14 protein-coding genes and 1 pseudogene are annotated in these 15,917 nt (G+C 64.7%); 5 read left to right on the top strand and 10 right to left on the bottom strand.

Translation table 11 applies throughout. From position 1 onward, the window contains the following. Positions 1 to 16 precede the first annotated feature (16 nt). From AB3L03_RS36660 to AB3L03_RS36650, 3 genes and pseudogenes are all read right to left on the bottom strand, one after another. On the bottom strand, positions 17 to 1,591 hold the full coding sequence (locus AB3L03_RS36660; RefSeq protein WP_247296838.1) for an SPOR domain-containing protein: 1,575 nt from the start codon (positions 1,589 to 1,591) through the stop codon (positions 17 to 19). A 138-nt stretch (positions 1,592 to 1,729) separates the two neighbouring features. Next, positions 1,730 to 3,519, bottom strand: a pseudogene (gene argS, locus AB3L03_RS36655) (arginine--tRNA ligase). Positions 3,520 to 3,528: 9 nt separating this feature from the next. Continuing rightward, positions 3,529 to 4,737: a deoxyguanosinetriphosphate triphosphohydrolase gene (locus tag AB3L03_RS36650; RefSeq protein WP_085362127.1), complete on the bottom strand. Its 1,209-nt coding sequence runs from the start codon at positions 4,735 to 4,737 to the stop codon at positions 3,529 to 3,531. Between the two features lie 134 nt (positions 4,738 to 4,871). Between AB3L03_RS36650 and erpA the strand changes: the two genes are divergently transcribed. Beyond that, positions 4,872 to 5,201: an iron-sulfur cluster insertion protein ErpA gene (gene erpA / locus AB3L03_RS36645; RefSeq protein WP_007610737.1), complete on the top strand. Its 330-nt coding sequence runs from the start codon at positions 4,872 to 4,874 to the stop codon at positions 5,199 to 5,201. 9 nt (positions 5,202 to 5,210) lie between these two features. Here erpA and AB3L03_RS36640 read toward each other — a convergent pair whose 3' ends face one another. Further along, a complete protein-coding gene (locus AB3L03_RS36640) occupies positions 5,211 to 7,541 on the bottom strand; it encodes an ATP-binding protein (RefSeq protein ID WP_368508001.1) in 2,331 nt (776 codons plus the stop codon). A gap of 133 nt (positions 7,542 to 7,674) precedes the next feature. Between AB3L03_RS36640 and xth the strand changes: the two genes are divergently transcribed. Continuing rightward, positions 7,675 to 8,472 carry an exodeoxyribonuclease III gene (gene xth, locus AB3L03_RS36635; protein ID WP_007610740.1) on the top strand — a complete coding sequence of 266 codons (798 nt, stop codon included), beginning with the start codon at positions 7,675 to 7,677 and terminating at the stop codon, positions 8,470 to 8,472. A 15-nt stretch (positions 8,473 to 8,487) separates the two neighbouring features. Here xth and AB3L03_RS36630 read toward each other — a convergent pair whose 3' ends face one another. Next, positions 8,488 to 9,309: a tetratricopeptide repeat protein gene (locus tag AB3L03_RS36630; protein ID WP_007590646.1), complete on the bottom strand. Its 822-nt coding sequence runs from the start codon at positions 9,307 to 9,309 to the stop codon at positions 8,488 to 8,490. Next, the gene (gene ilvD / locus AB3L03_RS36625; RefSeq protein ID WP_027518135.1) at positions 9,296 to 11,020 is read right to left on the bottom strand and encodes a dihydroxy-acid dehydratase; all 1,725 of its coding nucleotides are present in this window, start codon (positions 11,018 to 11,020) and stop codon (positions 9,296 to 9,298) included. Before ilvD ends, AB3L03_RS36630 begins: the two co-directional genes overlap by 14 nt. A 700-nt stretch (positions 11,021 to 11,720) precedes the next feature. Here ilvD and AB3L03_RS36620 point away from each other — a divergent pair. Together AB3L03_RS36620 and AB3L03_RS36615 are read left to right on the top strand one after the other, a co-directional pair. Next, complete coding sequence (locus AB3L03_RS36620; protein ID WP_204511292.1) at positions 11,721 to 11,987, top strand: hypothetical protein; 267 nt, start codon at positions 11,721 to 11,723, stop codon at positions 11,985 to 11,987. Then, the gene (locus AB3L03_RS36615; protein ID WP_018458040.1) at positions 11,987 to 12,208 is read left to right on the top strand and encodes a hypothetical protein; all 222 of its coding nucleotides are present in this window, start codon (positions 11,987 to 11,989) and stop codon (positions 12,206 to 12,208) included. Before AB3L03_RS36620 ends, AB3L03_RS36615 begins: the two co-directional genes overlap by 1 nt. A 26-nt stretch (positions 12,209 to 12,234) precedes the next feature. On the opposite strand, the gene AB3L03_RS36610 is transcribed toward AB3L03_RS36615, so the two are convergent. After that, entirely contained in the window at positions 12,235 to 12,813 is a 579-nt protein-coding gene (locus tag AB3L03_RS36610) for a hypothetical protein (protein WP_204511293.1), read from the bottom strand. A 200-nt stretch (positions 12,814 to 13,013) separates the two neighbouring features. On the opposite strand from AB3L03_RS36610, the gene AB3L03_RS36605 reads away from it, so the two are divergent. Then, entirely contained in the window at positions 13,014 to 13,187 is a 174-nt protein-coding gene (locus tag AB3L03_RS36605) for a hypothetical protein (RefSeq protein ID WP_018458042.1), read from the top strand. Positions 13,188 to 13,339: 152 nt separating this feature from the next. On the opposite strand, the gene AB3L03_RS36600 is transcribed toward AB3L03_RS36605, so the two are convergent. The 3 genes from AB3L03_RS36600 to AB3L03_RS36590 form a co-directional block, all read right to left on the bottom strand. Then, positions 13,340 to 13,552, bottom strand: coding sequence for a hypothetical protein (locus tag AB3L03_RS36600; protein WP_018458043.1), 213 nt, complete (start codon positions 13,550 to 13,552; stop codon positions 13,340 to 13,342). 149 nt (positions 13,553 to 13,701) lie between these two features. After that, complete coding sequence (locus AB3L03_RS36595) at positions 13,702 to 13,878, bottom strand: hypothetical protein (protein WP_018458044.1); 177 nt, start codon at positions 13,876 to 13,878, stop codon at positions 13,702 to 13,704. A 105-nt stretch (positions 13,879 to 13,983) separates the two neighbouring features. Continuing rightward, complete coding sequence (locus AB3L03_RS36590) at positions 13,984 to 15,720, bottom strand: adenylate/guanylate cyclase domain-containing protein (RefSeq protein ID WP_018458045.1); 1,737 nt, start codon at positions 15,718 to 15,720, stop codon at positions 13,984 to 13,986. Positions 15,721 to 15,917 lie beyond the last annotated feature (197 nt).

The following is a 15,917-nucleotide window of genomic DNA, read 5'->3' as shown; positions in this document are numbered from 1 at the left end:
GTCAAGGAAACGGCCGTTAATTCCTCTGGACGAAGCAGGCAGACAGGCCAGCGGATTTCAAACTGTTGCAGGCCTGGTTCGCCTCTTCGAGCGATCCGTACGGCCCAGCGAAGGCGCGGTAGACGATTCCCTTGCCCTTGTCGGTCAGGTCGACCCGCTTGACCACGGGTGCGCGGGAGCCAAGCACGCTGCCGTACTTGCTCTGAAGCACCCGGTACGAGGCGTGGGCGCTATCCTCGGTCTGCTGCGAGGAGACCTGCACGACGTAGCCGCCGCCACCGCTGCTCGCGGGCGCAATTTGCGTCGGATTGGTCGCAGCCATCCGCTGCGGTGGCTCCGCGGCCGGCGCCGATTGCGGCGCAAGCGAGAGCGGCTGATTGGCACTGGCATTGGCCGAGGTCGGCGGCGTGCGTGGTGCAGCTGGTGCCGCAACGGGCTTCGGGAGAGCTGTCGGCTTCGCGGCCGTGGCCGCTTGCGACGCGGTGGCGTCGGTCTGATCGCCCTTCACGGCCACGGTCCTGATCGCGCGCGGCGAATTGTTCGGCAGCGTGCCGTTGCTCGGATTCGGGCCCGCACTCGACAGCGGAATGCTGGACGGCGACACGCTCGCGACTGGCGGCGGGTTCGCGTTCTGGTTCAGCGCCGGGAACACCACGCGGGGACCTCCCGCCTTGGCGTTGACGTCGACAGGCGCCTCCTCGCGCGGCACGATCTTCTCGGCGCCATCTCCGGTGACCATGCGGTCCGGTACCTTGGCCGAGGAGTCCGACGGCGCCGGCACGATTTTGGTCGGCGTGTTGTCGGCCTTGATGATCGGCGGCTCGCCGCTGCGGGGCGAGCCCACATAGGTCTTGTAAGCGAACGCAGCGCCGGTCCCGACCACGGCAAGGGCCAGGATCGCCGCGACGGTCATCATGCCGCCGCGCTGCTTCTTCGGCTCGTCGAGATCGGCCTCGGGATAGTCGCTCTGGAACGCGTAAGGATCGTCGGGATAGGCGGGATCGCGCTGATAGTCCTGCTCGCCCGCCTCCAGCCGTCCGTAGAGCGCCTCGTCGTAGCGCGCCGGATCGGGCTGCTGGTGGGCTTGCTCCTGGTAAGCCTGATCGGGCTGCTGATATGCCTGATCCTGATAGGCCTGCCCCTGATGGGTGCGAGCTTGATAGGCCTGATCCGGATAGGCCTGCGGCTGACGATAATCAGGTTCAGGCTCGGGCGCAGTCGGCTGGGCTGAATAACGATGCAGTGGATGAACCGGGTTTACGGAAGCGGGATAGGCAGGCTCAGCTGGCACCGTCTGCGGCTGCACATTGGCGCGCCGCATCCATGAGGGTGGCCCGGGCGGCGGCGGGGCCTGCTCGGCATAGTCCTGCTGGCCATCGTCCTGGCGATAGTCGTCGTCCTGATAGCTCTGGGCAGGCGCAGGTGCTGCAGGCGGGTGCACGCCCGGCCGCCCTTGCGCTGCGAACGGATCGGTCTGCCCGATCAGGCGGGCAAGTTCGGCCAAGGGATCACCGCTCTCCGCCCTCCCATGCTGATCGCCACCGCGATAGTCATCGGAAGGAAACGGTCTGTCCTGATATCGTTCGGCCATCGTGATGATGCGTCCCTTCGGGAAAGCCGCGCGCCCTCGACCAAGGCGCGGCTTTCGACCCACAAGGCTTTCAACCAAGTCTAAGCGATCCGGCTTCTGCCGGTTACCCCCGAAATCCCTTAAGTAGTTCGCCCCAAACTACCGCATCTCGTCCGGAGCATGGACGCCGAGGATGGCGAGGCCCGATGCCAGGACAGAGACGACGCCCTGGACCATGGCCAGCCGCGCCTTCGTTAGATCTGCATCATTATTGATAATGAAGCGTAAATAGGGCAAATCGCGCCCCTTCGTCCAAAGTGCATGAAATTCGCTGGCTAAATCATAGAGATAGAAGGCAATTCGGTGCGGCTCGTGGGCGGTTGCGGCCGCTTCCAGCATGCGCGGAAATATTGCGAGCCGCTTAAGAAGGTCGAGTTCAGCCGGGTCCGACAGCCGTTCCACCGCCGACTCACCCAGCCAGGCGATGCGCTTTTCCGTTTCCTCCGGGAGTTCCGGGAACACCTCGGCCCGGGCGTTGCGGAAGATCGAGTGGCCGCGGGCGTGGCCGTACTGCACGTAGAACACCGGGTTGTCGCGCGACTGTTCCATGACCTTGGCGAGGTCGAAGTCGAGCACCGCGTCGTTCTTGCGGTAGAGCATCATGAAGCGGACGGCGTCCTGGCCGACTTCATCCACCACCTCACGCAAGGTGACGAAGTCCCCGCTCCGCTTGGACATTTTCACCGGCTCGCCGTTGCGCAGCAACTTCACCAGCTGGACGATCTTGACGTCGAGCGCCCCCTTGCCGGAGGTGGTCGCCTTCACCGCCGCCTGCATGCGCTTGATGTAGCCGCCATGGTCGGCGCCCCAGACGTCGATCATCTCCGCGAAACCACGATCGAACTTGTTCTTGTGGTAGGCGATGTCGGCGGCGAAGTAGGTGTAGGAATTATCCGACTTGATCAGCGGGCGATCGACGTCGTCGCCATAGGCGGTCGCCTTGAACAGCAACTGCTCGCGATCTTCCCAATCCTCGGTCGGAGCCCCCTTGGGGGCGGCAGACGGCCCTGGTAGACGTCGCCCTTGGCGCGCAGGAAATCGATGGTCTCGGCGACCTTGTTGTTGCCGGCGTTCTGTAGCGAGCGCTCGGAGAAGAACACGTCGTGGCGGATGTTGAGCGCGGCGAGATCATCCTTGATCTCGTCCATCATCATCGCGATCGCCTTGGCGCGCACCGTCGGTAGCCACGCGCCCTCGCTCACGGCGAGGAGCTTGTCGCCGTGCTCCTGCGCCAGCGCCTGCCCGACCGGCTTCAGATAGTCGCCGGGATAAAGGCCTTCCGGCATCGCGCCGATGTCTTCGCCGAGCGCCTCGCGATACCGGAGGAACGCGGAGCGGGCGAGCACGTCGACCTGCGCGCCGGCGTCGTTGATGTAATATTCGCGCGTGACGTCACGGCCTGCGAATTCAAGCAGGCTCGCCAGCGCATCGCCGAACACGGCGCCGCGGCAATGGCCGACATGCATCGGTCCGGTGGGGTTGGCGGAGACATATTCGACGTTGACCTTGGAGCCGCCGCGGACGCGGCCGTAATCGGCGCCCTCGCGCAGCACGGTCCGTAGCGCCTCGGCCCATGCGGCCGGCTCCAGCGTCAGGTTGATGAAGCCTGGACCTGCGACGTCGACCTTGGCGATCAACGGGTCCGCGCGCAGCTGTTCGGCGATCTGCTCGGCGAGGTCGCGCGGCTTTGCCTTTGCCTCTTTCGCAAGCACCATGGCTGCGTTGGTCGCCATGTCGCCATGGGAAGCATCGCGCGGCGGCTCGACCACCACGCGCGAGAAATCGATGCCCTCGGGCCAGTTGGCTTCCGCCGCGAGCGCGCGGCAGACCGCGTGCACGCGTGCGAGCACGTCGGCGAACAGGTGCAGTGCTGAGGATGTGTCGGGCATGGGCGCCGCCTAACGCAAATCCGGGGTCGAGTCAAAGAGCCGCTGGTGCTCGGTCAGGGCGAAACGGTCGGTCATTCCGGCAATGAAATTCCCGATCCGGCGGGCCCGGTCGCCCTCATTGTCCGCCTCCGCCCCGACCAGCCATTCCGGCGGCAGCTCGCCGGGCGAGGTGAGGTATTTTGCGAACAGGTCGAACAGGATCTGTTCCGCCTCGCCCATCACCCGCATGACCCGCTTGTGGCGGTACATGTGCTGATAGAGAAAGCGCTTGATGGCGGCCTCCTCCTCGGCGACCGCTGCGGGGAATGCGATCAATGCCCGGCTCTGCTGGCGCACGTCCTGTGCGGATTGCGGTTTCACGGCGGTAAGGTTTATCTGGGCCTCGGCGAACACGGCACCGATCAAGTGTGAGATCAGCTCGCGCACCAGCTCGGCGCCGCGCCTGACGTCTTCGAGATCGGGGTAATGCGCAGAAGTCTCGGCGATGATCTCCGCGGTCAGCGGCATCACCTTGAGGTCGTCGAGGTGAAACAGGCCGGCGCGCAGACCGTCGTCGATATCGTGGGCATCATAGGCGATGTCGTCCGCGATCGCGGCGACCTGTGCCTCCAGCGAGGCGAAACTCCACAATTCGAGATCATAGATCTTGATGTAGTCGGCGATGCCGACGGGAACGCCGCGCTCGCGATAACGCCCGGCCGGCGCACCGCTGCGATCGGTCAGCGGGCCGTTGTGCTTGACGATGCCCTCCAGCGCTTCCCAGGTCAGGTTGAGCCCGTCGAATTCGGGATAGCGCTGTTCCAGGGCCGCAACGACGCGGAGCGTCTGGGCGTTGTGATCGAAGCCGCCAAAATCCTTCAGGCAGGCGTCCAGCGCCCGCTCGCCGGCGTGCCCGAACGGCGGATGGCCGAGATCGTGGGCGAGCGCCAGGGTTTCCGTGAGGTCCTCGTCCAGCCCGAGCTGCCGGGCCAGCGCGCGGGCGATCTGCGCCACCTCCAGCGAATGGGTCAGCCGGGTGCGGTAGTGGTCGCCCTCGTGGAACACGAACACCTGGGTCTTGTATTTCAGCCGGCGGAACGCGGTGGAATGGATCACCCGGTCGCAATCCCGTCGAAACGGGCTGCGGGTCCGGCTTGGCGGTTCCGCGACCAATCGGCCGCGACTGCGCTCGGGATCGCAGGCATAGGGCGCGTGGGGGGCAGCCATTCCGACGGACACGGCGAATTTAGTCTCTATCCATTTGATTCTGCGTATGGTGGCACTTAACTATGCCGGACGCGGGATACCAACTGAATAGGGCACGTGACCTTCAGGTGACCTTGGTGTGACCGCGGGCCTATCGGAGACGAACGATGACGACTGACGTGACCATCAGTGACAAGGCCGCACGCCGGATTGGGGAGATCCTCAAGGGCGAAGGGTCTGGCGCGATGCTGCGGATCTCGGTCGAGGGCGGAGGCTGTTCCGGCTTCCAGTACAAGTTCGACATTGACCGTGCCCGCACTGACGACGATCTCGTGATCGAGCAGGACAATGCGGTGGTGCTGGTCGATTCCGCCTCGCAGCCGTTCCTGGCGGGGTCGCAGGTCGATTTCGTCGACGATCTGATCGGCGCCTCGTTCCGCGTCAACAATCCGAACGCCACGGCGTCCTGCGGCTGCGGGACCAGCTTCTCGATCTGACGTCGCCGGCTAGGCGCCGGTCATCTGCCTTTCCTCGTCCGTCCACTCCACGTCGACCGACATGAGCTCCGGCTGAAGTGGTGCGTCTCCCGCCATCACATGTCCATCGAGCGCGCGCAGCAGCGCCGCCAGCAGCGCGGGTTTGCGTAGCGGCTTGGCCAGGAAGTCCGACATGCCGGCCTCGCGGCAGATCTTGACGTCCTCGGGGAAGGCATTGGCGGTGAGCGCGATGATCGGCAAGGATCTGAATCGGCCACCTTGCGCACGGATCGCCCGGGTTGCGGCAAGGCCGTCCATGTCGGGCATCCGCACGTCCATCAGCACGATATCGTATTCGCCTTGGGACATGGCCGCGACGGCGTCAACACCGTCGGTCACGACGCGCAACTCGACATCGAAGGCGCCAAGCATCTTGCTCACGACCATGCGGTTGACGGCGTCGTCCTCGGCGACCAGCACCCTCAGCGGTCGGTCGAGACTCGCGATACGCGCCTTGAGGTCGTCGGCTTCGTCGCGGTCGGCAATGTAGTCGGACGCCTGCTCCTGGCTCCAGGGCAGCACCAGCGTGAAGCTGAATGTCGAGCCCTCGCCCGGCGTCGAGGTGACGCCGATGGTGCCGCCCATCTGTTCGATGATGCGCCGGGAGATCGCAAGCCCAAGCCCGGTCCCGCCGAAGCGGCGGCTGATCGAGGCGTCGGCCTGCGCGAAGTCGGAGAAGAGCTGGCCAAGCTTCTCGGGGGCGATGCCGATACCGCTGTCGGTCACGCTCCATTCGACGGTGGCGAGCAGATCGCGGCGGGCCTGACAGACGGCTGCGATCGTGACTTCGCCTTGGTCGGTGAACTTCACCGCGTTGGATGCGAGGTTGTGCAGGACCTGGCGGATACGCGCGACATCGCCGCGCAGCGTCGGCGGCAGGTTCGGATCGAGCTTGACCTTGACCGCGAGCCCCTTGCTCTTGGCACTCGCGCGCACGACGGTCGCCAATGTCTCTACCAGCGCCTGCGGCGCGAAGTCGATCACCTCGAATGCGAAGCGTCCGGCCTCGAGCTTGGAGAGGTCCAGGATGTCGTTGAGGATGCGCTGGAGATTGTCGCCGGACTCGCGGATCGTGGTGACGGCCTCGTGCTGCTCCGGATCGAGTTTTGTCTCCAGAAGCATGCTGGCAAGCCCGAGCACGCCGTTCATCGGCGTGCGGATCTCGTGGCTCATCACCGCGAGGAAATCCGATTTGGCGCGGCTCTCGGCCTCGGCCTTTTCCGCGCGCCAGCGCTCGGTCACGTCGCGGCCGAAGCCGCGATAGCCGAGGAATTGACCGTCGCGGTCGTAGGCCGGCTTCGCGGTGAGCGACCACAGCCGCGCCTCGCCGCCGGCGACGACCTTGAGGTTCATCTCGTGCAGCGGTTCGGCGTGCTCCATCAGGCCGACGACATTGTAGGCCGCGCTCTTGTCTTCGGGGCACAGCATGTCGAGCACGTCGGCGAAATGCGAGCCCTTCAGCAAGGGCAGTGGCAGCTGTGCGACCGCGGCGAAGCGCTCGGGCACGTCGACGAAATGCCCTTCGGCGTCGGTCTGCCACAGCCAGTCGCTGGCGTTCTCCTGAAAATCTTTCAGCAACAGCGAGATGATCTCGGTCTGGCGCTCGAGCTCAAGCTGGGCCTTGAGATTGCCAAGGAACAGATTGCCTTGCGAGACGATGTTGCGCGCCATGAAGAACGCGAACAGCAGCAGGAACACGGCGGTCACGAGGTAAGGCCCGGTGCCGCATAACAGCAACGCACCGGCGCAGGCGATCGTCGTCGTCGCGAGATAGACAAGGCCCGCACGCGGGAAGGTCGAGAGCGTGAAGGCACCGCCGGACATCATGCCGACCATAAGGCAGGCCAGAATGAGCTGACTGGTCGGCTCGATGCGGCTGAACAGCGCGACCGGCAGCGTGCCCCAGATTGCGGCGAGGAAGAACGCCTGCCGCAACATCTGCCGCGCGGCGCGGGGTGAGGCTTCCTGAGGCGGGCTTTGGTGGGAGCGCCGCCACGCGCGCACCGCGAGCGAGGCGGCGGTCGCGAGGGTCATGCCCCAGATCGCGAGAAAGTCGTTCCAGCCACGACCCCAGAACAAAATCAGCACAACGGCGACGTTGAGCATGGCGACGGCCATCGTCACGGGGATCAGGCGTATCACCGCGTCGATCTGCTTGGCGCGGATGCGGCTCAGCTCGCGGTCGCTGAGACCGGCGGTCAGGCCGTCCTCGATCTCGTAGCCGCCGAGCCAGTACAGGAACGCGCCGATCAACCCGTCGCGGGGCTCGGTTGGCTTCATGGCTTTGTTCGGCCGTCCCATTCGAAAAACCTTTCCACGATCAATGGCCCAGGCCCGACTTAAGCCGGGTTAATTTTGTGGGAGATTTCGCAGCGTCCTTGACGGGCGCGTTTGCATTTTGTTCTAACCATGGCCCCTGCCCGGAGCCGCCAAGATGCCCATCAGAATAGCCACCTGGAACGTGAACTCGGTCCGGCAGCGCATCGATCTCCTCCTGACCTGGCTGAAGGAGTGCCAGCCGGACATCGTCTGCCTCCAGGAGATCAAATGCGTCGACGAAGCCTTCCCGCGGCTGGAGATCGAGGCGCTCGGCTACAACGTGGTCACCCACGGCCAGAAGACGTTCAACGGTGTCGCCCTGCTCTCCAAGCTCCGGTTCGACGAGACCAAGTCGGGGCTGGCCGGCGACGACGAGGACGCCCATGCCCGCTTCCTCGAAGGCGTGGTGACGCTCAAGTCCGGCGTGCTGCGCATCGCCTGCCTCTATCTGCCCAACGGCAATCCGGTCGGCACCGAGAAATATCCCTACAAGCTCAAATGGATGTCGCGGCTTCTTGAGTATTCGAAGGAGCGCCTCAAGACCGAGGAGCCGCTGATCCTCGCAGGCGACTTCAACGTCATCCCGCATGCCCGGGACGTCCATAATCCCGCCGCCTGGACCGAGGACGCCCTGTTCAAGGCCGAGACGCGGGAGAGTTTTCAGTCCCTGCTCGGCCTCGGCCTGACCGATGCGCTTCGGGCCGTCACCGACGAGCCCGGGCTCTACACTTTCTGGGACTACCAGGCCGGCGCCTGGCAGAAGAACCACGGCCTGCGGATCGACCATCTTCTGCTGTCGCCACAGGCCAGCGACCGGCTCGCCAATGTCGGCATCGACAGCTATGTGCGCAGCTGGGAGAAGCCGTCGGACCACGTGCCGGTGTGGGCGGATCTCGATCTTGAGGCGGCGTGAGGCCGCCTCAACCCATCACTCCCGTCGACCCTGCACCCATTGCTCCAGCATCTGCAGGCACATGGCGCGATCGTCGTCGGAGGCCTTTGCGAAGGCGCGGTTGTAGTTTTCCTTGATCCAGGTCTCGTCGCTGCCTGCGCTGTCGCGCGCCAGCGTCAGCCACATCAGGCCGCGGGCGGCCTGCCGCGGCAGGCGGTCGCCGTTGAACAGCATCTGGCCGAGCAGCGCCTGGGCCTCGTGCTGGCCCTTCTGCGCGGCGAGCCCAAGCCAGCGCGCGCCGTAGCGGAAATCCTCGCGCGAAGCGTCCGGCGTCTTCAGGTACAGGCGGGCGAGATCGTATTGCGCATCCGCATTGCCGAAATAGGACGCGGCATAGGAAAACATCTCCCGCGCCCGCTCCTGGTCCGGCTTGACCTTCGAATTCGGGATGCCGCTGAGATAATAGCGGCCGAGCGCCACAAAGGCGTTGGCGACGATCTGCGCCTGCGGCGCGGACGGGCTGTCTTCGGCGTGCGCGTTGGCGATGCGGGTGAAATACTCGAACGCACGCACATCGTCCTGGGCGACGCCGTCGCCATTGGCGTACATGCGGCCAAGCTTCCACTGCGCGATGGGGTGGCCACCCTCCGCGGCATATTGCAGGGCGCTGAGCGAGGTTTCCTGGGGCACGACTGGCGGTACATTGCGCACCTTGCCTGCTGCGCCCGGCAAGGTCGTGACCACCGGGATGGTCGCATCCTTCTGGCTGACGGGTGCGCCGTCAAAGGCGAGCGCCGGCGCGGCCAGCGCAGTAGCCCCCAACACAAATGCAACGATGGTACGCCTAGATGTCCGCATAGCACTGTTTCTCGTGCGCGCCGCCCGGATGGGTCACTGCCCCACCGACCGCTGGTCCAACCTGCTGAGCATATTTCCAGAGCGCGCCCGTCGTGTGGTTAGTCGCGCGAGCGGTCCATTTGGTCTTGCGTTGGGCAAGCTCCTGGTCGCTCAATTTTACGTTAAGGGTACCGGCGACCGCGTCGATCTCGATGATATCGCCGTCCTCCAGCAACCCGATCGGGCCGCCGATGGCGGCTTCCGGCCCGACATGGCCGATACAGAAGCCGCGGGTGGCGCCGGAGAAGCGGCCGTCGGTGATGAGCGCGATCTTGCCGCCCATGCCCTGGCCGGTCAGCGCCGCGGTGGTCTGGAGCATTTCCCGCATGCCGGGACCGCCCTTCGGCCCCTCGTAGCGGATCACGATGACTTCGCCTTCGCGGTAGGTGCGCTTCTGGACGGCCTCGAAAGCATCCTCCTCACGGTCGAAGCACCTGGCCGGACCGGTGAACCTGAGGTTGGACATTCCCGCGACTTTCACGATCGCACCTTCTGGCGCCAGATTGCCCTTCAGACCGACCACACCGCCGGTGACGGTGATGGGCTTGTCTGCCGGGTGCACCACGTCCTGGTGCGGATTCCACTTCACGCTTTTGAGGTTTTCGGCGATCGTTCGACCGGTGACGGTCATGCAGTCACCGTGGAGAAATCCGTTGTCGAGCAGCGTCTTCATCAGAAGCGGTATGCCACCTACTTCAAACATGTCTTTGGCGACATAACGGCCGCCTGGCTTCAAATCCGCGACGTACGGTGTCTTTTTGAAGATTTCGGCGACGTCGAACAGGTCGAACTTGATGCCGCACTCGTGCGCGATTGCCGGCAGGTGCAGTGCAGCATTAGTCGAGCCACCGGACGCGGCGACCACGGCGGCGGCATTCTCCAGCGCCTTGAGGGTGACGATGTCGCGTGGCCGGATGTTTTGGGCGATCAGCTCCATGACCTGCTCGCCCGCGGTCATGCAGAAGGCGTCGCGAATTTCATAGGGTGCCGGAGCACCGGCCGAGTACGGCAAGGCCAGCCCGATCGCCTCGGAGACGGTCGCCATCGTGTTGGCGGTGAACTGCGCGCCGCAGGCACCCGCCGAGGGGCACGCCACGCGCTCGATCTCGTCGAGGTCCTCGTCCGACATTGCGCCGACCGAGTGCTTGCCGACGGCTTCGAACATGTCCTGCACGGTCACCTGCTGGCCCCGGAAATTGCCGGGCAGGATCGAGCCGCCATAGATGAAGATCGAGGGCACGTTGAGACGGACCATCGCCATCATCATGCCCGGCAGCGACTTGTCGCAGCCGGCCAGGCCAACGAGAGCGTCATAGGCGTGGCCGCGGATCGTCAATTCGACGGAATCGGCGATGCATTCGCGCGACGGCAGCGAGGAGCGCATGCCGTCATGCCCCATGGCGATGCCGTCGGTCACGGTGATGGTGCAGAACTCGCGCGGCGTGCCGCCGGCGGCTGCGACGCCCTTCTTCACCGCCTGCGCCTGGCGCATCAGGGAGATGTTGCAGGGCGCGGCCTCGTTCCAGCACGAGGCGACGCCGACGAAGGGCTGGTGGATCTGGTCGGTGGTCAGACCCATGGCGTAGAGGTAGGAGCGATGGGGCGCGCGCGCAGGACCTTCCGTCACGTGACGGCTCGGCAGCCTCTGCTTGATGTTGCTCTTCGCGTCCATCGCAAACCAGTTTCCCCGGCCAACCCTTTCAGACCCGAAAAATCAGAGCCAAGATTTGAATCGACCTTTTGAATCGACCTTGGGGATTTCCGTCGTCTTCCAGGATCACCGCTGCCGCTAAAATATTCGAGTGATTTTATTCATGTTCGGGTGTGGCCAAAAAGCGGCGTCGATGCGAACGGACAGAGAAGATGGTTAAATCCGTGACGAGTGTTGCACGGACGGCACAATCGTGGCCGTGAGGACACGATCGAGCTTACTGCGATACCCCCGGCGGGAGGACAATCCCACAACTTCAAGTTTCCGGTGCGTGCCTGCGTTGCAACTTCGGCGCGACGACGAGGCGCAGCCAAGGTGAGTCGGCGCTTCATCATCTCCCCGCCTGTCCGGACGCGCCGCAAGGGCGCTGCGTCCAGGCCACAGATCGAAGTGTTGTGCACACTCTCTCCACATCGTCTTTGCGAGCGGAGCGACTTGTCCGCCGAAGCTTTAGCGAAGGCGGAAGCAATCCAGAATCCTCCGCGGAAAGACTCTGGATCGCTTCGCTGCGCTCGCAATGACGGAGCAAGGGGCAGCAATCGCCATCCGCCAATGCAGATTCAACTTGCAGACACGCTTCGCGTTCTCGCGGCTGATTCCGCCCGAGCTTTGCTTCGTCGCTTCACCCTCTTGTCCAAGAGGGCGCAGGGTACCCGCTGTCGTGCTCGCCAGCGTGGGCAGCCTGATCGCGGTGCTCGACCATGCGCACGGGCTGATGACGAAACTGTCCATCGCCGTCGTGGTCTGCGCCTGGGTCTGGATCGTCTGTCGATCGCGGACGCGCGGCTTGAAAATCCGATCGTCCGTGCTGGCTGCAATGTGCGCCGCGACCGTTCTGACCGCGACGGCCGCGCTGTGGCCGGTTATGGGGCCCGCCGTCGTCCACACCCTCGGTGTCGCCAAGAAGCCGAAGCCTCCGGCCGGCTGATGGACGCAATCACAATCTTCGGAGTGCTGTCGGTCAGTGCGATGCTGCTGTTTTACGCGCTTGAGCCGCGCGGACCGCATTTCGTGCTGGCCTTCGCGGCAGCCTGCGCGTTCAGCGGGGTCTATGGCTTTCTCCAGGGCGCCTGGCCGTTCGGGTTTGTCGAGACGGTTTGGACAGCGGTCGCCTTGCAGCGCTGGGCAAAGGTCCGGTTATCGGCATGACCGGACTTCAGTGCCTTGGTTGGCGCTCAGGCGTTCCGCATCGCGCGCCCGAACGGATCGGCCAGACGGACGATCTCACAGACGGCGACGAGGCCGGCGAGCCAGATGGCGCTGGTCAGCCCGATCCGGGTCACGATGGCGGCGGTGAAGGCGCCCTCGCCGCCCAGGACCGGCGTCGCGGCAAGCAGCGCGAACTCATAGACCGCGTAGGCGGCAACGAATGCAATCGCAAGCATCAGTGGCGTGCGGCCTCGCGGCAGCCTACGGAGGACCGTCGATGCTGCTGCGGTCGATAGCAGCGCAGCAGCGCCGATGACGAAGCCCCAGGCGATAGTGCTGGGGTCGATCGGATAGTGCAGCGCGCCGAAGCCGATGCCCTGGTTCACCAGCCAGGCGCCGGTGACGACGAGCAGCGCCGGACGCAGCGGCAGCATGGCGGCGGCGACAACCGCGCAAGCCGCAAACGGCGTGGCACAGGCGAATGCAAAGCTTGCCAGCGCGCATGACACGATCAGCAGCGCGAAGCCGAACAGCGGCGCAAGGCGCGCCGCGACCGGGTTAAGGCGGAAACGGTCGCCGAGGGGCGGCAGGATTGGACGGGGCATGGATGAACTCATGCCGACGATCCTAGCACATTTGCACCTGCTTGGATCACCTCCCGCGGCAGTTCCAACCGCCTCATCAGAGGTCCCGACGGATGGTGACGCGCGCCCTCTTGCCCTCAGCTGGCTGCGCTCGGCCCTCTTCTCCTTAAACGGCGGGCTACGCTCGCCCTCTTGGGCGCTGGGCCTGAGCCCAGGCCGCGGTGACGTCGCGCGGCGGGACGTCGACGCGCCGGATCGGCGTCAACTCGCCGGAGGCGGAGATGATCGCGGTCTCCTCGCGGCGGCAGCGCGGGCAAACGAAGCGGACCTCGTTCGGCGAAGCCGACCAGCTCGAACGTCTTACATTGGCGGCCATCGGCCAGGCTGCGCAGTGAGAGCATGACACCAGGAACCGACCGGGATCGAGCATACCCATTCCAAAGGACTCCGCGTCCTGCCATCCCTTCAATGATTGATCCATGTGAATCGTTCCGGTGCCAAAACACCGTCGAGACACCATCGGCCCCGAACCAGGAGGCGGAGCCGCTCAGCGGGCGCCCTTGAGCGTGCACGACGTGCTGCAGGTGACCGTGTTGCCGTGGTCGCACGCCTTGCAGGCGGCAACGCACTGGGTCATGTCGCGGGGATTGAAGGAAGTGTAGTTCCGCATCGCGCAGACCGGGGTCGAGCCGGTGATCTCCTGCTCCTGGTTGCAGGCTGCCGTCATGAGTCCAAACATGATGACCGCAAAAAGGCGCATGGGATCGCCCTGCTAGGCACGACAAAACAATCTCGCGACGCGCGCTGCACCGCAGCGAGCCCCGGCATTACCACAGCGGGAAATCACCGGAGGCGTCCCCGCATCTGCATTGAGGATGCGCGCCAAGTGTTAAGAACGGATTGCCGGCGTCAGGCCGCAGCTTGGCTCGCTATGGCCTGCCGCATGTCCACCGCCAGCTGGCGATACCGCTCCGAGAGCTTCAGATAAAACTCACGCTTGGTGCTGTCGGTGGCGAGCCTGGCGATCAGCTCGCATTCGGCGGTGAGCGTCTCGAACCGTTCGAGCCTGTTCTCAAGTTCTGTCATCGGCGTGTCCCCATCAAACGCCTCAAGGACACCAAACCTAAGCCCGGGAAATAGGTCACTGCGAACATCGTTATCGAGTAGAATCAATTTTTCCCGCGCGGCCGACTATTTCTGCTCCAACCGCCAGGCGCCGTCCCAGCCCTCGTCCGGCGGATGGGCCTCGAACCGCGTGATACGAGCAAGCATTGCCCGCGAGGGGCCGTCGCCTGGGACGGCTTCAAGTGCCGCGTTGAAGCCCGCGCGGGCCTCGTCGAAGCGGCGGGCGCGATAGGCGGCGAGGCCTTCGGCGTAGTGAGAACGCAGGCTCTCATGCGCGGCCGTGAGTGCGCCTGCCCGGCCCATCACCTCGAAGATCGTTTGCGGCGCGCTCTGGCCGGCGACCGCAAGACGGTCGACCTCGCGCAATCCGAGGTGCGAGCCGATCGCGTCCGCCGTCGCCTGCGAGATCAGGATACGGGTGCCATAGGTCTTGTTGACGGCCTCCAGTCGTGAGGCGAGGTTCACGGCGTCGCCCATCACGGTGAAGCTCATCATCAGCTCGGAGCCGATGCTGCCGGTCAGGACCTCGCCGGTGGCGATGCCGATCCGCAGATCGCAAAGCCCGGGCATGGCGCGGATGCCGAGCAGATCCGGCAATTGCTTCTGCAGCGCGGGCACCTGATCGGCCATTTCGATCGCAGCAAGGCCTGCGAGCAGCGCCGGCTCTTCCTCCTCGATGAAGGGAGGGCCCCAATAGGCCATGATGGCGTCGCCGATATATTTGTCGATGATGCCGCGGTTGCTCCTGATCGGACCGGACATGACGGTAAAATAGTGGTTCATCACCTTGACCAGGCCGCGCGGGGTCATGCCCTCGCTCATCGCGGTGAAGCCGCTCATGTCGCAGAACATGATGGTCATCACCCGGCGCTGGCCGTCGACGGCGACCTCCGGCCGGTCAATCAGCCCCTGCACCACCTTGGGATCGATGTAGCGGCCAAAGGTCTCGCGGATGCGCTCGTTCTGGCGCAATTGCTCGACCATGCGATTGAAGGCGGAGGCGAGTTCGCCAATCTCGTCCTGCGTCGAGACACTGATGGTCTTGTCGAAGCGGCCCGCCTCGACTTCGCGGGTGCCGGCCAGCAAGAGCCGGACCGGTCGCGTGATCCCGGTGGAGACCATGATCGCAAAGGCAAGTCCGACGATCGCCGCGAGGATGGTCACGATGCCCGAGACGATGATCGCCTGGCGCTGATGGCGGATCACCTGCGCGGTGCTCACGAACACCTGCGAGAGCATCTCGGCGCGGATCGCATCGATCCGCTGGGTGAAGAGATCGCGGAGCGCGTCCACATGGACGAGCACGTCGCGCGTGGCCGCAAAGTCCTTGGCATCGAGCAGCCGGAGCAGCTTGGCGTCCTCCTCGTCGAGTTCGCGGCGAAGCTCCTTGACTGCATTCTCGATGCGCGTCTCGATCCGGGCGAGTGCCGCGTTGTCCGACGGTGTGCTCTCATCGTCGATGATCGCGTTGATCAGCTTTCGCGCGGCTTCGGCCTCCTGCTCGACCTGGGCGTCCGTTTCCCTGAAGATCTTCAGCCGCGCCGCAAAGCCCTCTTCGTCCGGCGGCGTTTGCATTTTGGCGATCACCATGCGCCGCATCGCCAGCGCCCGCTCCAGCGAACGCACATTGGACCGCGCCAGGTGGCCGTAAGCCGGAATATACCGCGCGGTCAGCTCATCCAGAAGATGGCCGACGCGGCTGGACATCACCATCGACAGGATCGCGGTGACGACCATCAGGATGATGAGGCCGAGCGCAATCCCGACGATCTTGCGCCGGATCGACTGGTTGAAAATCGGCATGGGCGCGGGACAATGGGCTGAAGGGGAAAGGCTTTGGAACCCAATACAACGGATTTGCCGCCGGGAATACGCGCAATTTGGCCGCTTCGAGGCGTCCTGAACCGCCGCAACCGTCGCGCGAGCCGTATTCGTTAATGAAGGTTAAGAGACCCGCTCGCCCCGCCGTTGCACAGGTTCCCTGGCTCCATCCGTATTTC

The sequence above is a fragment of the Bradyrhizobium lupini genome, from assembly GCF_040939785.1.
GTDB classification, from domain to species: domain Bacteria; phylum Pseudomonadota; class Alphaproteobacteria; order Rhizobiales; family Xanthobacteraceae; genus Bradyrhizobium; species Bradyrhizobium canariense_D.
This window is presented reverse-complemented; position numbering and strand designations above follow the sequence as displayed.

Coding starts and splice junctions, on each gene's coding strand:
- erpA (WP_007610737.1), top strand. CDS start 4,872: ATGACGACTGACGTGACCATCAGTGACAAGGCCGCACGCCGGATTGGG.
- AB3L03_RS36660 (WP_247296838.1), bottom strand. CDS start 1,591: ATGGCCGAACGATATCAGGACAGACCGTTTCCTTCCGATGACTATCGC.
- ilvD (WP_027518135.1), bottom strand. CDS start 11,020: ATGGACGCGAAGAGCAACATCAAGCAGAGGCTGCCGAGCCGTCACGTG.
- AB3L03_RS36595 (WP_018458044.1), bottom strand. CDS start 13,878: ATGACAGAACTTGAGAACAGGCTCGAACGGTTCGAGACGCTCACCGCC.
- AB3L03_RS36630 (WP_007590646.1), bottom strand. CDS start 9,309: ATGCGGACATCTAGGCGTACCATCGTTGCATTTGTGTTGGGGGCTACT.
- AB3L03_RS36600 (WP_018458043.1), bottom strand. CDS start 13,552: ATGCGCCTTTTTGCGGTCATCATGTTTGGACTCATGACGGCAGCCTGC.
- AB3L03_RS36610 (WP_204511293.1), bottom strand. CDS start 12,813: ATGCCCCGTCCAATCCTGCCGCCCCTCGGCGACCGTTTCCGCCTTAAC.
- AB3L03_RS36615 (WP_018458040.1), top strand. CDS start 11,987: ATGGACGCAATCACAATCTTCGGAGTGCTGTCGGTCAGTGCGATGCTG.
- AB3L03_RS36640 (WP_368508001.1), bottom strand. CDS start 7,541: ATGGGACGGCCGAACAAAGCCATGAAGCCAACCGAGCCCCGCGACGGG.
- AB3L03_RS36590 (WP_018458045.1), bottom strand. CDS start 15,720: ATGCCGATTTTCAACCAGTCGATCCGGCGCAAGATCGTCGGGATTGCG.
- xth (WP_007610740.1), top strand. CDS start 7,675: ATGCCCATCAGAATAGCCACCTGGAACGTGAACTCGGTCCGGCAGCGC.